The sequence below is a fragment of the Orenia sp. genome (assembly GCF_055140805.1).
On record NZ_JBSQYM010000003.1, the window covers coordinates 1 to 16,732 of the forward strand.

The window sequence follows — 16,732 nt, forward strand, 5'->3', positions numbered from 1 at the left end:
GATGCTTTAGTCCTCTCTCCTAAGGTAGGAGAGAGTTAGAGTGAGGTCTGAAAATGATTTTAAAATTTTTAAATTACATTTTAGACTTGGAGATCTATAAATAATTTTTAAACTAAAACCTAATTTAATATATAAAAATAACTTACATAGGATAGCTCCTATCGTACAACTAACCTACTATTAAATTTACTTACTTTAAAGTATAATATTTCACTCTTTAATTTTATAGGTATCATTATAAATTGTCAAACCTAATAAACTTCATTAAACTAGTACTTTGTTATAAAGTTTAAATATTAATCCAAGGAAAACAAAAATTATATTAGCCTAGAACATATTACCTAAAAAATATCTATATATTTAGAATAAATAATTTAGATAAAAACATCTGCTGTTTAAATTATAAATTCAAGTTAAAAAAAGCTATTCCTCAAAATCATGAAAGGAATAGCATAGAATTATACACCCCTAACCTCTTTTGGTAATCTGGCAATCATAGTATAAGATTATACCTTAGACCCTCAGTTTTGCGACCTTACCTTTCAATAAGTGTGCCCTTTTCAAAAAAAATTAATTATTAATGATTATTCATTTGGTATATCTTAAGTATAATATTTTTAAATATGCTATAACTTAAATGTTTAAGATATCTTAATCTATTATACTAGTTATGTCTTTATACTACAATATCTCTTTAAATATTAATAAATATTTTGAATAATATATGTAAAAATACTTTATTAACAAAGATTTAAAAGTTAATTTATTCAACATAAAGAGAAAGTATAAGAATATTCTTATACTTTCTCTTTATCTCTTTGAGTAAAGACTTTACTTGAATTTATCTAGACCCTCAATTAGGCGATCATTTAAAATTTTAATATATGTTCCCTTCATCCCTAAGGATTTTGATTCTATTACACCAGCACTTTCAAATTTCCTTAAAGCATTAACTATAACAGAACGAGTAATACCTACTCTATCTGCAATCTTACTTGCAACTAACAAACCTTCTGTCCCATCTAATTCTTCAAAGATATGCTCAACAGCTTCTAATTCAGAATATGATAGGGTCTGTAAAGCTATATCTACTGCTGCTTTTTTCCGAGCTTCTTCTTCCATCTTCTCACTTCTTAACCTTAATATCTCCATTCCAACTACAGTAGCTCCATACTCAGCTAATAATAAATCATTGGAATCAAACTCTTTACCAAATCTAGCAGCTATCAAAGTACCTAATCTTTCTCCTCCACCATTAATAGGAACAACTGTTGTGAGCTTATGTTTAAAAATACATTCTTCTTTATCTTTAAATACACATAGTCCCTCTTGTTGTTCATAATTAGAACGAGTATGATAGATACCCAATAGCCAATCATTATAACTTCTAGGGAACTGTTCTGAGCTAATAACCTCCTCAAACATCAAATCACATTCAAAAGCATCAATCAAAGTATACCCTAACAATTTTCCATTTTCATCTACTATGTACACATTAGCCTCAATAGTCTCACTTAAAACATGAGACATCTCTTCAAAGTTAACAGGATGACCAGCAGATCTTTGAATTAACCTATTTATCTTACGGGTCTTATTTAGTAACTCTTCCATAGACTTTTCCCCCTTAACCCTCACCGATTTTACATTGGAGTTAATCAAATTATACACAAATCATACTTTTATTTCAAATAATTATAGTATATATTTACTCAAATCTTTGTCTTCAACTATATTATCCAGTTTATCCTTAACATAGCCCTTATCTATAACAACCTTCTTATCTTCTATCTCTGGAGCTTTAAAAGATAATTCTTCTAATAATTTCTCTATAATAGTATGTAATCTTCTAGCACCTATATTCTCTGTCTGCTCATTAACTCTAAAAGCTATCTCTGCCAATTCATCAATAGCATCCTCCGTAAAGATTATCTCTACATCTTCAGTCTTAAGTAAAGCTTTATATTGTTTAATCAATGCATTCTGTGGTTTGATTAATATCTCCTTAAAGTCCTCTTTTGATAAACTATTTAATTCTACTCTAATTGGGAATCTCCCTTGTAATTCTGGAATTAAATCTGTAGGGCTAGCTACATGAAAAGCACCAGCAGAGATAAATAATATGTGATCTGTTCTTACTGGTCCATATTTGGTCATTACAGTAGAACCTTCTACAATAGGCAAGATATCCCGTTGTACCCCACCTCTAGAAACATCTGTATTAGAAGATGTATTATGCCCTGCTATCTTATCAATTTCATCTAAAAAGATAATCCCTGACTCTTCTACCCTTTTAATAGCTTCTCTACTAACTTCATCCATATCAATTAATTTCTGTGCCTCTTCTTCTTTTAAAATAACTTTAGCTTCTTCAATACTCACTTTACGCTTCTTCTTTTGAGTTGGAAACATTCCTCCAAAGATATCTTGGAAGTTAACACCCATCTCTTCTACACCAGCTCCAGAGAAGATTTCAACCATCTGAGAAGGAGTATCTTCTACCTCAATCTCTACAATTCTATCATCTAATTCTCCTAACTTAAGCTGATGGTATAACTTACTACGTTGTCTTTCAAAACGTTCTTCTCTTTCATCATTAGAATTATCATCTTCTTCTGCTGTTTCTCCAAATAATGCACCAAAAGGGTTGTTTCCTTTCTTCTTAGGTCTTGGTAAGAGTAAATCTATAATTCTATCTTCTGCAAGTTTAATTGCTTTGTCTTCAACTCGCTCCATCTTCTCTTTTTTTATCATTCTAATAGCAATCTGTAATAAATCTCTAATCATAGATTCTACATCACGACCAACATAACCAACCTCAGTAAATTTAGTTACTTCAACTTTAATGAAAGGTGCTTGAACCAATTTAGCTAATCTTCTAGCTATCTCAGTTTTTCCAACACCTGTTGGTCCCATCATTAGGATATTTTTTGGTACAACCTCATCTTTTAATTCATCAGGTAATTTCTTCCTTCTATACCTATTTCTAATTGCAACAGCAACTGATTTTTTGGCATTACCTTGTCCAATAATATATTTATCTAAGCTCTTAACTATCTCCTGAGGAGTTAACTCTTCCATTTTATAACCTCCCTATTAAATCTCCATTACAGTAATATTATCATTGGTATAAATACAGATATCTGCAGCTATCTTCAAAGACTTCTCTGCAATTTCTGCAGGATTTAGATCAGAATATTCTATCAAAGCTCTAGCAGCAGCTAAAGCATAGGAACCTCCTGAACCAATAGCTGTCACACCATCATCAGGCTCAATCACATCTCCAGTTCCTGAAATAACGAGTAAAGATTCTTTATTGGCAACGATTAATAAAGCCTCTAACTTTCTTAACATCTTATCAGTTCTCCACTCTTTAGCCAGTTCTACCGCTGCTCTTTGTAAATTACCACGATACTCTTCTAGCTTCATCTCAAACTTCTCAAACAGGGTAAATGCATCAGCTGCTGCCCCTGCAAATCCAGCCAATACCTTCCCATTATAGATCTTTCTAACCTTTCTAGCTCCATGCTTCATAACAGTATGTTGCATAGTAACCTGACCATCGCCAGCTATAGCCACTGTATCATCTTTCTTTACAGCTATTACAGTAGTTGCTTCAAACATATTTTTCACCCCTTTATTAAGTACAGTGACGGGTAATCAGTAACGAGTAACCAGTGAAACAATAATCATTATCAAAACCTCTTCACTCTTCACTCTTCACTCTTCACTCTTCACTCTTCACTCTTCACTCTTCACTCTTCACTCTTCACTCTTCATACAATCTTTTCATATCCACAATCTTCATTGCTACAGTATAACTTAGTTTCTTTTTTAGTACTTTTTCTTAATAAGAAATTATTTTCACACTCAGGACACTCTTCTTCAACAGGCTCATCCCAACTTATAAATTCACAATCGGGATAATTACTACAACCATAAAAGACCCTGCCCTTCTTGCTCTTACGCTTTACTACCTCTCCATCACCACATTCTGGACAATCTATTCCTACTTTATTCAAGAAAGGCTTAGTGTTCTTACAATCTGGATATCCTGGACAAGCCAAAAACTTACCATAGCGACCATATTTAATGACCATATTCTTTCCACATTTTTCACAGACTTCATCTGTCTCTTCTTCCATTGAAACACTTTCCATATTCTCATAAGCCTCTTCAAGCCTGTGCTCAAAAGGAAAATATAAATCATTTAATAACTTAACCCAATCAACCTTACCTGATTCAATCTCATCTAAATCACTTTCTAATTTAGCTGTAAACTCTATATCAGTAACCTGTGGAAAATGCTTTGATAATAGCTCATTAACTATCTTTCCTAAATCTGTTGCTATAAATTTTCCACTTTGCTTCTCAACATAACCACGGTTTTGAATAGTTCCGACAATGGTCGCATAAGTACTTGGACGCCCAATTCCCTTCTTCTCTAAAACCTTTACTAGCTTCGCCTCTGTATAACGTGCTGGTGGTTGAGTAAAGTGCTGTTCAGGAATAACTTTGAGTAAGTTAATTGCTTCTCCTTCTTTCAACTCTGGTAATAGCTCATCCTTAGTACTTTGTTTACTGCTATCCACCTTTAAAAATCCAGCAAATAACTCTATTGACCCTTTAGCCAATAAAGAATATCTTCCTCCTCTAATATCCACAGTCAAAGTCTTATAGACAGCTGGACTCATCTGACTTGCTACAAAGCGTTCCCAGATTAATCTATATAATTTATATTGTTCCTTATTTAAGTAATCTTTCACCTTATCTGGTGTTCTATGTACCGAAGTAGGTCTAATTGCCTCATGAGCATCTTGAGAGCCTGATTTGGCTTTATAACTCTTAGCTTTTTTAGAGAGATACTTATCACCATACTCACCTTTAATAAAATCTCTTAACTGCCCTTTAGCTTCATCTGAAATTCTTGTAGAATCAGTTCTCATATAGGTAATTAAACCTACAGTTCCATCAGCACCTAATTCTAAACCTTCATATAATTGTTGTGCTACATACATAGTCTTCTTAGTTGTAAAGTTAATCTTATTAGCAGCTTGTTGTTGTAAAGTACTTGTAGTAAAGGGTGGAGATGGATAACGTCTTCTTTTCTTCTCTTCAATCTTAGCAATCTTCAGCTCTTCTTCTTTTAAATTTTGAGCAATCTTATCTGCCTGCTCTTGATTAGCTATTCTAAATTTCTTATTATCGATCCTATGTAACTTAGCATCAAACTCTTCACTGCCCCCTGCTTTTACTTTGGTATCTATTGTCCAATATTCTTCTGCTTCGAATTTATCAATCTCTTCTTCTCTATCACAGATAATCTTAACTGCTACAGATTGGACTCGCCCAGCACTCAAACCCTTTCTAACCTTCTGCCATAATAATGGACTTAACTTATAGCCGACCAATCTATCTAAAATTCTTCTTGCTTGCTGAGCATTTACTCTATCTAAATCAATAGAACGAACCTCTTTTAATGCTTTCTGTATTGCCCCTTTAGTGATCTCATTAAACTCTATTCTACATTCACTCTTCTCATCTATCTTTAAAGCATGAGCTAAATGCCAAGAAATAGCTTCTCCTTCACGATCGGGGTCTGTTGCCAACAATACATCTTCTGCTTTTTTAGCTTTCTTTCTCAAGTTTTGTAGAGTCTTTCCTTTACCTCTAATAGTAATATATTTAGGTTTAAAGTCATTTTCAGTATCCACACCCAATTGACTTTTGGGTAAATCTATTACATGTCCCATTGAGGCTTCTACTTCAAACCCTCGCCCTAAAAACTTACTGATTGTCTTGGCTTTAGCTGGCGATTCTACAATTACTAATTTTTTCTTTTTCTTGGATTTAGGCATCTTAACACCTCCATAGCTTAGATTAATTTAAATATTTATCCTTTGTATCAATTATCTCTTGAAATTCACTAATTTGATTGGTAATAGCAAGTAGCCTCAAATCATTATCAATTACCTCTTCTAATATGTCCCAAAATTCTGTAATATCAATAACTCTAGTCTGCTCTACTAAGGATCTAGCTATTATTCTTTCTAGTTCATCTTCTTTGATTAAATTTAAAGTATTTAGCTTAATAATAATCCCTTGTACCTTTAGACTAAACTTAAACCTCTCTCTAAAATCAAGTACTCTTTGTCTAAACCTATTTACCTTAACTTTAGTTCTTTTCTGTTCTTTTTCTGGTAAATCTATTATTTCCGAAGAAGAAAATATAAATTCAAAAGCTTGGTTAATCTCATCTAAGTCATATCCTTCATCCCTCAAAGAATTAATTAAGCTCTCTTCATCTCTAACAATATCTCCATCATATAATAATCTTCTTACTAGTTGACTAATTATTTCAAATATATTCTGATTCATATTTATGTATGTGTATGGTAAATTCATTTACCATACTTCCTCCTTTCCTTGCCTTTAATAGTTCTTCTTTTATGTAAAAACAAATAATCTCCTATAACTGTTAATTAAGATAAACTCCTAATAACCCTGCTTCTTATTATAACATTTATAGAAATTTATATTTAGAGAATAGATATAAATATAAAAGTATAAATTATACTATACCTTCTAATAATCAACCTTTGAATATAGCTAGCATCACCATATTGTAACCATTATCTACTAAATACAAATTAACTAGCTAAACGAGATCTTTTATAATATTATCATCTACTCCACTATTAATATAATTATGTAAAGATATCTAGAATAGAATTAATTTCAAAAATTTCATAATATTAATACATAAAAATCTAATCTATTCTAAATTGTTCTATAGGTATGTGAATTCAAAATGAAACTTAATGGGGATATTGCGACACTTTTAAAATTAGCGTGAGTGGGTGTGTGAGTGTGAGTGAACCCCAATAAAAAGAAGTTTTACACACACTTACACTCATAGCTCACACTCGACACAAAGTGTCCCATTATCTCTATATAGCATTATGGTTAAATTTTATTCTAGATTCACAAATCTATAAATAATAATTTTAATACAATAACTAAGTTGCTAATTAGCTAATCTAAATCTCTTACCAGGTAACTGCTCTATCAGCCCTTTAAGCTCTAATTCTAATAAAACTGTATTTAACTGTGCTGAATTTAAGGAAAGGGTATTTAATAAATATTCAAACTGTTGAGGGCTATAAGATAATCTCCTATATACTATTTCCTGCTTTTCACTTAATTCATCCATCAATTTATTCTTTCTACTTTCTAACTCATTCCCCTTCTGTAAATTCACACCACATTCTTCATAAGAGGTTTTCATACTTGCTGATAAGGAGAGTTCCTCTAAAATATCATCTATATTCTGTACCAATTTTGCTCCAGATTTGATCAGCTTATTAGTCCCTTTACTCTGTTCTCTTGTGATATCTCCTGGGATAGAAAAGACCTCTCTACCTTGTTCTAAAGCCATTTCAGCAGTAATCAGTGATCCACTTTTTTTGGTAGCCTCTACCACAACAGTTCCTAGTGTCAGACCACTGATTATCCTATTTCTAACAGGGAAGTTTTTAGCAAAGGGCCTAGTACCTAACGGAAATGAACTAATAACAGCTCCTTCTTCACCTATTTGTTTGGCAAGAGTGGCATTTTCAGGAGGATAAATATGATCAATACCTGATCCCAAAACTGCATAAGTTATACCAGCTTCTAAAGCACCTTGATGGGCAAAAGTATCTATTCCTCTAGCCATCCCGCTAACAATATTCATTCCTAACTCAGCCAACCTCTTGCTGAGCTTATTAGCTATCGCCTTGCCATAAGTAGTATACTTTCTAGAACCAACAATCGATAGTGATGGTCTGTTAATCTTAGATAAATCACCTTTATAATATAATATGGGAGGAGAATCATATATCTCCTTTAATAATTTAGGATAACATTTATCTGCCAAAGTTACAACCTTAACTCCAAATTTATTTAAAGTTATGTACTCCTTTTCAAAATCAAACTTCTCCTTTGAAGTAATAATTCTCTTTCCTAAAGAAGTTCCAATTCCTCTAACAGCAGTTATTTCTTCTATATTAGCTTCCCAAATACCTTTAGCATTAGCAAAATAGTCCAATAAATTCTTAACCTTGATAGGACCTAACCCTCTAATCTTATTTAACCAAACCCAGTAAAGCTTATCTTCCATCTTCTTCCCTCCTACTTGTTTAACTTACTTTTTAGATAATAAATATTTATTATTTGTCTATTTAGAGTTTCAAAATTAAACAGTAGGTTATTATCCCAATCACATTACATTTTTATACATTAAATAAAAAATATCCTTTTTAGTCCTTTAAATTAACTTAGATTTATTTTATAGAAAAAAGAAGTCTTACTTAGTAAGACTTCTTTTTTCTATACTCTTCTAAGTCTATTATGTTATCTGTAAAATTTAGCTTTGTTTGAGAATGAGATTTAACTTGCTTTTGATAAGTTTCTTCATTTTCCAAATCATCTAATAACTCTTCAAAGAAGTCTAACAAACCATCTTCATCTATCTCCTCATCACCCTTACCTGATATGAATAATTTATTCTCTGGAAATAAAACATCATAAAGCTCCCTCTCTTTAAAGGATAACTTATTTCTCATGTCACGTTGTGCTTCTTCTTGTTTAGTGAGAATACTATCAAAAAGAACCTTATCTTCACCAGAAAGATTATCTTTAATTTGATTTTCAAATAATTGACTCAAAAACAATCTGTTATCTATTATATCATCTAAACTCCAATCACCTACAAATACCTGTTGAAATTCATTAAAACTATTATAATTACGGATCAAAGCAATCAAATCATCACATTTAATTATCTCCCCATTGGGGAATACAATCTTAATCTTGGCAGAATTAAGCATTAGATATCTCCTTCCTTAATAGTTCAAATTATATTCCATTAATTTATCTTTATTCAAATCAGCTCTAAATGTGAAATCTAAACTACATCTACATAGATTTTATTGATTCTAGGTAGAATATTTGCGATAATACAATAAAAAAACTACTCTTACTCTTTTAATACGATAAAAAGAATCCTTCTCCTTTTCTATTAGAGAAATTTATTAGCTAATTTTAAAATCATAATAATATAATAACACCTTGTATTGTTTAAACAACTGATACAATTTAGAGATAGTGGGACACTTTGTGTCGAGTGTGAGCTATGAGTGTGAGTAAACCACCCTCTCCTAAATCCTCTCCCTGATAAGGAGAAAACTTTAACTTCTTTGTGTTCCTCCCTTTTTAAGGGGGAGGTTAGGTGGGGGTATATTACTAAATTGTCGTAATATCTCCATTAAGGTTCATTTTAGACTTGGACATCTATAATTAATAATTTGATATAAAAACTATAAGTATTGTATAATGATAATAAAGAATTAAAAAAGGAGTTAAGTAATGAATATAAAAATTGTTGTAGACAGTGGTTGTGATTTCAATCAAGAGTTGACGGAGAAAATAAATACAGAATCAGTTCCCCTAACTATCCAATTAGATAATGTTGAATATAAGGATAACCAAAATTTAAACCTTCAAAATCTACTTGAAATGATGAAAAATAGTAAGAACAGCCCTAAAACAGCTAGTCCTTCACCCCATTCCTTTATAGAGGCTTATCAAGGTAAAGAGAGTATCTTTGTAGTGACTTTAACCTCTAAACTAAGTAGCACCTATAACAATGCTCTCTTAGCTAAAGATATCTTCTTAACAGAGGTTGAGGATAAATTCATCCATGTCTTCGATTCTTGTAGTGCTTCAATCGGTGAAGCTTTAGTCAGCTTAAAGGTAAATGAATTAGCAGAACAAGGATTAAAGGAAATAGAAATTATAGATAGAGTCAATAGTTATATCCAACAGATGAAGACCTTCTTCTTACTTGAATCTTTAGATAATCTTATCAAATCTGGTAGAATGAATAAAATTAAAGGCAAATTGGCCTCACTTTTATCAATCAAACCAATTTTAGGTGAGAAAGATGGTGAAATAAGTCTCTTTGATAAAGCTAGAGGGTCTAAACGTGCCTTTAGAAAGTTAGTTGATATTATTGAAAAATATGGAGAGAACCTTGAAGATAAAATTCTTGGTATTGCCCATTGTAATGCTTTAGATAAAGCCGAAAAATTTAAAGCAGAAGTCATAAAGAGATATAACTTTAAAGATATTATTATAGTGCCAACTGGTGGCTTAAGCAGTGTCTATGCTAATGAAGGTGGAATAATCATCTCATTTTAATTAAGTATAGCTATAGTTTCGTGAATCTAGAGTAAAACTTAATCATAACGCTATATAAAGATAGTGGGACACTTTTAGGAATCAGTGACGAGTGATTAGTGTGAGTGTGAGTAAACCACCCTCTCCTAAATCCTCTCCCTGATAAGGAGAGGACTTTAAATTATTTTTGTTCCTCCCCTTTTAAGGGGGACATTTAAAAATTGAGATTCCACGAAGAGTTTTTGGTCTTTTAAAAACTCGTAGGGGAGGTTAGGTGGGGGTATATTACTAAAGTATCGCAATATCCCCGTTAAGTTTCATTTTGAATTCACATACCTATAGGGAAAGTTTTACATAGCTTTAATTTCTATCACCATTAGTTATCTTCTCCATTGCTTCTTTAGTAGAAGAGAAGTAATATTTATTAGCAAAAAATATATTCTCCTCACCAATCTTCTCAATAATTCCAAAATTATTTAAAGGATCATATAACTTTGGACTGATGCCACTTAATAAAACTTCACCATTATTTCTATAAACTTTTTCAATAAAATTATCCAACTCTTTCATAGATGTTATATCAATAACATCTACCTCTCTCATTCTTAAGATAAAGGTTCTACCTTCAATAAAACTTTCATTTAATTGATTCTTTAAATTTTTTGCTGAATTAAAATGCAAATTTCCTGCTAGATTAATTAATATCTCTTGCTTCTTATTTAACTCTTTAGAGTTATGCTGATAAAAGGGATATCTACTATCTGTCTGATAATTCATATAGGTAAAATTAATCTTATCTGTATGGCGTAATACCAAGGTTAAAGAGACTAATACTCCAAAATAAACAGCATAATCTAAACGAGGAGTAGATATTGTAGTTAAAAAGGTAACTAAGAATACTATCATATCAAATCTTGTTATACTAAGCACCTGCTTGATATCCCTAATATCTATCATAGAATAGGCAACTAGTAGCACTAACGTAGCTAGACTAGCCACAGGAACATAATTAATAACTGGACTTAATAAGAGAATAGAGAGAATAATTATTAAAGCTGTAAAGAGTTCAGATAATCTAGTTTTAGCTCCTGCTTGATAATTGCTAAAGGAATTTGTAAAAGAGCCTGAGATAGCAAAGCTACTGAAGAAAGAACAGCATAAATTAATAATACCTTGCCCTATAAATTCTTTATTTAATTCTACCTCCTCTGATGATCTATCTTCTAAAGATTTTGTAATCGATAAGACCTGAATAAAACCTAAGATCGAAATGGAGAGTGCTGAAGCAAACAGCTGATCAATCTGCTCAAGATTAAATTTAAATAAATTAAACCTAGGCAGAGAAGCAGAAAAGTTATCTACTACCGCTACTTTTGTAGATAAATCGAAAGTATATACTACTAACATGGGTATTAAGATTGCTAATAAATAAGCCGGTATCTTAGCTGATATTCTTTGAGAAAGAATAATAATAGTTCCAGATATAATAGCAAGTCCTAACGCATAATAATTAACCCCCCCTAAACCATTGATTATATTGTAGATATTAGAAAAGAGATTAAAACCCGAGTCAATCTCTATGCCTAGAATATTACCTATCTGCCCCACCCCAATTAGCAAAGCAATTCCTGTCGTAAGTCCTACAATTACAGAATGGGGAACATATTTAACGAGGTTACTTAATTGCAAAACCCCTAACAATATCTGTAACAGACCAATCATGCAGGTTAGCAGTAGCAAAGTATTAAAATAGTTCCCTGAACCAACATTAGTCAGAGCGCTGGCTAAAGCTACAGAGATTAAATTGGTAGGACCAACTACCATATAGTTAGAATTTCCAACAAAAGTAGCAACTATCATAGAAACTATAGATGTATATAACCCATAAATAGGATCAACACCAACAATTAAAGCATAAGCCATATTTTGAGGTAAGGCAATCGCTGCTACTGACAGTCCTGCTGAAATATCATATTTTAAAGTATTAAATTTATACTTGTCCCAAAACCCAGATGCTTTCATCAATAATGCTTCCTCCTTTAAACGTAAATTTACGTCTTGTGCTAATAAAGAAACTTGTACAATATAGAGAAAGTGCGACACTTTTTACTTTAGTGTATAGTGTAAAGTTGATAGTGGATAGTTAAATTCAAAACCTTGAAACATAAAGACTTTAATCTTTTTACTATCAACTATACACTATCAACTGTCAACTCAAAAGAAGTGTCCCAATATACTCATAAAAAGATATTATTAAAATATAAATTTAACTAGCATATCAGATTCAAATTATGTTTTGATCTTAACTATATTCCCCAAAAGAAAACAATTCCCAATGATGTAACTATAGCTAATAACAACTGTAATGGAGCACCAACGATCATATAATCTCTGAATTTATATCCACCAGGACCATATACCATTAGATTAGTCTGATAACCTAATGGAGTCATAAAGACTGTACTAGCAGCAAAAGTGACTGCTAAGACAAAAGAAAAGGGATTAAGACCCAATTGATTTGCTGCATTTACAGCTACTGGTAACATCAAGACTACACTAGCATTATTACTAATAATATTTGTTAAAACTGATGTGAGTAGATAAAATAAGATCAAAGTTATAACAGGTGGAAATAAGTTTGAATAGACCAACAATTTATCAGCTATGTACCTGGCAGTTCCAGTCTTTTCTATGGCTATTCCTAAGGGAATTAATCCTGACAATAAAAAGATAATCTCCCAATTTATCACCTCATAGATCTTATTTTGATTGATAGTCTTAGTAGCAACCATAGCAATTACTCCCGCTAAAGCAGAAATAGCTATAGGCAAGATATTGAAAGCAGCTAATAAAACTACAGAGATAATAATTGTTAAGACCGTTGGAATTTTATTGGTATTATAATCTTCAGTATCAAGTTCTTTAGTTATAATAAAGTTACTATTCTTCTGTAAGCGATCTATAGTATTTTCATTGGCTATTAATAACAAGACATCACCAGGTTCAATAACTAAATCACCCATCTTTTGATGTGATAACTTACTACCTCTTCTGATTGCTAAGACAGTAGTGTTATATCTTTCTAAAAAATTTACCTCTTCAAGGGTTTGTCCAACTAAAAAGGACGCATGAGGAACAACAACTTCTAATAACTTTTGCCCTTTAATCGGTTCTTCAAAGTATTTATCATTCACCTTAACTTCTGGTAATAGCTTCAACCCTTCAGCTTTAATTATCTTTAGCAAAGTAGCATGATTACTACGAATAATTAAGTTATCCCCTGCTTTAAGGTCTTTTTCCTTAATTGGCTCTATAAACTTCTCACTATCTCTAACTATCTGTACTACATTTATATCAAGATCAAGTCTATCTAGTGTCTCTCCTATATTCTGATTAATAAGTGTCGAGTCATCTTGAATAACAACTTGGGTTAAAAAATCCTCCATCTGATATTCAGTGATTAAATCATCTTCAGTATCTATTCTTTTAGGTATTAGATGTCTTCCTATGAAAAATAGATATAAAAAACCTACTATTAATATTATCAAGCCCAGCTTAGTGAATTCAAACATAGAGAAGCGATGTCCAATTAAGCGAGCAGAGATATCACTAGCTAACAAGTTGGTAGATGTACCAAGTAAGGTCATCATTCCTCCCATCATAGATGCATAAGATAAAGGAATTAATAGCTTAGAAGGTGAGGTCTTTGTCTTACGTGCTAAATTTGTAACCATGGGAATAAAGGTTGCAACTACTGGAGTATTATTAATAATACCAGCTACTACGCCTGATAATCCCATTATTACTGCTAACTGCTTACTCTCCTCTCCATTTGTTAGCTTGGCAATCTTATCACCTAATATCTGTACTAAGCCACTATTTTTAACTCCCTCACTTAAGATAAACATTGCTAAAACTGTGATTGTAGCTTTATTAGCAAAACCAGATAACACCTCTGTAGTAGTGACCTTAGTCCATGGTTTAAATACAATTAAGATCACCGGAATGCTTAGAGCTAATATATCTAAGCGTAAAGGTTCCCATAAAGATAAGACTACAAAGACCAAGACTAAAGCACTAACTATAAGCATCCCACTGTTAATTCCAGAAATTATATTACTCTGAACATCATTTATTGCTTTAGCATAGGCATTCTGCTCTGATAGTTGAGCTAAACAAAAAATAATCAAAGATATAAATAAAGTAGACCAAGGTTGCTTTATATTAGGATTATCTTTTAGCTTATTCAAGTAATCCCCCCTAATATAGTTATTTAAATCTTATTTTCATTATAGGAGATATCAATTTCAAATGCAAGCTACTATAAGCACTTAACTACATTACTTAACCTAAACCTTAAACCCAAACTGTCATAATATCTCCCTATTAAACTTTCATCTTAAAGTTACAATAACTCACCTACTATTTACTATATCTTTTATTGACCTTCTCAACTAAAAATCATAATAAAGGTTAAAAGCTAGATTAAAATCTTTATCCTGATTATCATAAGCTAAATAGCCTTCTACATCTAAGGGCTTAAGACCTAAAAATCCTAGCTTAGCTCTGCTTCCTACCCCTATTGCTAGTGATGAATTCCTATCTTTTTGATAGTCAGTAAATAAGTATGTCTGCCTATCAGTTAATTTCAATAAATCAATAAATTCTATCTCGTTAACATTTTTATGGTTATAAGCCAAGTTCAATGATAACTGCAACTTAACAAAGGGATTAGGTTTTATTCCATGATAAATTAATGGTGATTCCATCGTCTCTGTATTATTAAAGACAAGCTGAGGTTCTAAAGTCCAAAAACTATTTAATTGATAGTTAATCTGGTGAGATGTCAATATCTTGGGTTCACTATCTTCAACAGGAAATAAGACGTCACTTTCTCCTTCTAATAAAATTGACTCTCCCTTAAATTGATAATTATTATCTAGATATATAAAGTTATTTTGATTTAGATACCCTCTTCCTCCTCCAATAGTATATTTATCATCATAATAGACTAATCCCAACAGATAATCTCGATTATCACTCCATCTATAGTTACTTAGCAAATCAATATCTTCAGTCAATTTTGTCCATCTTACTTTTAATTCAACATCATCTTGTTTATTATTAGCAGTGCTAGAGAGAGTACTTATACCTAAATGTTCTTTATTAAATCTCAGACCATATTGTAGATGGTGTGAAGGTGATTTGATTAACTCTTGTTTAAAGAAAGAATTGTCTTTACCATAATAAAAAATAGGAGCTAGGTTAGTCTTATCAAGTAAGAGCCTATCATATTTAACATCATTAAGCTTATTAGAATAATTGATATTCAAACTTTTATCATTGTTTTCTTTTAAGGAGATATTTTTATCTCTTAATAGCCTCTTTATCTTAGGAATCTCTGCTTTAGTGCTCTTATACCCAATCTCTATATAGTCCTCTAGCGATTTAAAGTCCATAAAGGAGTACTCAGCTACATCACCTTCTATTACTATATCTGCATAGTTTTCTATTATCTGTTCTTTATATCTCTTTTGCACCAAGGATATATACCTGAAAAAAGAACGACCAGGAGTATCATACTCTTTAGATGATGAATTATCAGGAATAATAGTAGCAATAACTATATCTGCTCCTAATACTTTAGTAGACTTAGCAGGACTTATCTCTACAATCCCTGCATCTACTAAGAACTTATCACCTGAATTATACATAGGAAAGTAAAAGGGAATTGAATAAGAACTTTGTATCACCTTAGAAATCCTACCCGTAGTAGCCAAATACTTATCTCCATTACTTAAATCAAAACTTAACAATGCTGTAGGGATTACAAAATCTTCTAAATTATTTGCAAGAGCAATCTCTTCAATAAACTTGTTGACTCTAGCTGTATCTAGCAGAGAAGAAGAAGCAATAAAATTAAATTTTAACATATCCTCAAAGGAAACCTTCATTAAAATATCTTCAATTACAGTTATCGGTAACCCACTTCCATACATAGTACCTACAATTGCGCCCATACTACTGCCAACAATCAAGTCAATTGGAATCCCTTCCTCTTCTAATGCTTTAATTACACCTACATTAAATAATGCTGGTGCCCCTCCCCCTGTCAAAGCCAATCCTACCGCTGGACTCTCTATAGACTTAAATCTTTGATAATCCTCTATAATATATCTATCATTTTCTTCTTTTATATAAGTCAGCCCACTATCTGCAAAACCTTGGGCAATAAATAAATTAAAGATAATAATAGATAAGATTATTATCTTTATAACTTTAAACCCCATAATGATTACACCTCCCCTTTAAGCTATTCAAAAAACCTCTCAATTTCGCTCTGTAATAGATAACTTTTAGAGTAGATGGATATAAATTATATAGTCTATAAATATTCTTATAAAATTCGTATCAGTATTATTCTACTTTATATATAATTCTAAAGTGAAACTTAATAGGGATATTGCGACACTTTTAGATCAGTTGACAGTTGATGGTATACAGTTTACAGTTA

At 31.6% G+C, this 16,732-nt stretch carries 11 protein-coding genes and 1 riboswitch; of the genes, 1 reads left to right on the top strand and 10 read right to left on the bottom strand.

The features are described from left to right. Positions 1–477: 477 nt before the first annotated feature. Positions 478–566: riboswitch (cyclic di-GMP riboswitch) on the bottom strand. Positions 567–831: 265 nt separating this feature from the next. The 7 genes from codY to ACTCDL_RS00525 all read right to left on the bottom strand — a co-directional run bounded on the left by codY (position 832) and on the right by ACTCDL_RS00525 (position 8,867). Further along, positions 832–1,611: a GTP-sensing pleiotropic transcriptional regulator CodY gene (gene codY, locus ACTCDL_RS00495; RefSeq protein ID WP_463173255.1), complete on the bottom strand. Its 780-nt coding sequence runs from the start codon at positions 1,609–1,611 to the stop codon at positions 832–834. An 81-nt stretch (positions 1,612–1,692) separates the two neighbouring features. Next, positions 1,693–3,078, bottom strand: a complete 1,386-nt coding sequence (gene hslU, locus ACTCDL_RS00500; RefSeq protein WP_463173256.1) for an ATP-dependent protease ATPase subunit HslU — start codon at positions 3,076–3,078, stop codon at positions 1,693–1,695. A 15-nt stretch (positions 3,079–3,093) separates the two neighbouring features. Then, entirely contained in the window at positions 3,094–3,621 is a 528-nt protein-coding gene (hslV, locus tag ACTCDL_RS00505) for an ATP-dependent protease subunit HslV (protein ID WP_463173258.1), read from the bottom strand. 152 nt (positions 3,622–3,773) lie between these two features. After that, entirely contained in the window at positions 3,774–5,855 is a 2,082-nt protein-coding gene (gene topA / locus ACTCDL_RS00510; protein WP_463173259.1) for a type I DNA topoisomerase, read from the bottom strand. A gap of 22 nt (positions 5,856–5,877) precedes the next feature. Further along, entirely contained in the window at positions 5,878–6,402 is a 525-nt protein-coding gene (locus ACTCDL_RS00515) for a DUF494 family protein (RefSeq protein WP_463173261.1), read from the bottom strand. Positions 6,403–7,024: 622 nt separating this feature from the next. Further along, complete coding sequence (dprA, locus tag ACTCDL_RS00520) at positions 7,025–8,158, bottom strand: DNA-processing protein DprA (protein WP_463173262.1); 1,134 nt, start codon at positions 8,156–8,158, stop codon at positions 7,025–7,027. A gap of 190 nt (positions 8,159–8,348) precedes the next feature. Next, positions 8,349–8,867 carry a hypothetical protein gene (locus tag ACTCDL_RS00525; protein WP_463173263.1) on the bottom strand — a complete coding sequence of 173 codons (519 nt, stop codon included), beginning with the start codon at positions 8,865–8,867 and terminating at the stop codon, positions 8,349–8,351. Between the two features lie 538 nt (positions 8,868–9,405). Here ACTCDL_RS00525 and ACTCDL_RS00530 point away from each other — a divergent pair. Next, positions 9,406–10,239, top strand: coding sequence for a DegV family protein (locus ACTCDL_RS00530; protein ID WP_463173264.1), 834 nt, complete (start codon positions 9,406–9,408; stop codon positions 10,237–10,239). A 339-nt stretch (positions 10,240–10,578) separates the two neighbouring features. Here the strand turns inward: ACTCDL_RS00530 and ACTCDL_RS00535 are convergent, their stop codons facing one another. The 3 genes from ACTCDL_RS00535 to ACTCDL_RS00545 all read right to left on the bottom strand — a co-directional run bounded on the left by ACTCDL_RS00535 (position 10,579) and on the right by ACTCDL_RS00545 (position 16,508). Beyond that, the gene (locus ACTCDL_RS00535) at positions 10,579–12,240 is read right to left on the bottom strand and encodes a SulP family inorganic anion transporter (protein ID WP_463173265.1); all 1,662 of its coding nucleotides are present in this window, start codon (positions 12,238–12,240) and stop codon (positions 10,579–10,581) included. A gap of 284 nt (positions 12,241–12,524) precedes the next feature. Then, positions 12,525–14,468, bottom strand: a complete 1,944-nt coding sequence (locus ACTCDL_RS00540; RefSeq protein WP_463173266.1) for an SLC13 family permease — start codon at positions 14,466–14,468, stop codon at positions 12,525–12,527. 204 nt (positions 14,469–14,672) lie between these two features. Continuing rightward, positions 14,673–16,508 carry a patatin-like phospholipase family protein gene (locus ACTCDL_RS00545; RefSeq protein ID WP_463173267.1) on the bottom strand — a complete coding sequence of 612 codons (1,836 nt, stop codon included), beginning with the start codon at positions 16,506–16,508 and terminating at the stop codon, positions 14,673–14,675. Positions 16,509–16,732: the final 224 nt, after the last annotated feature.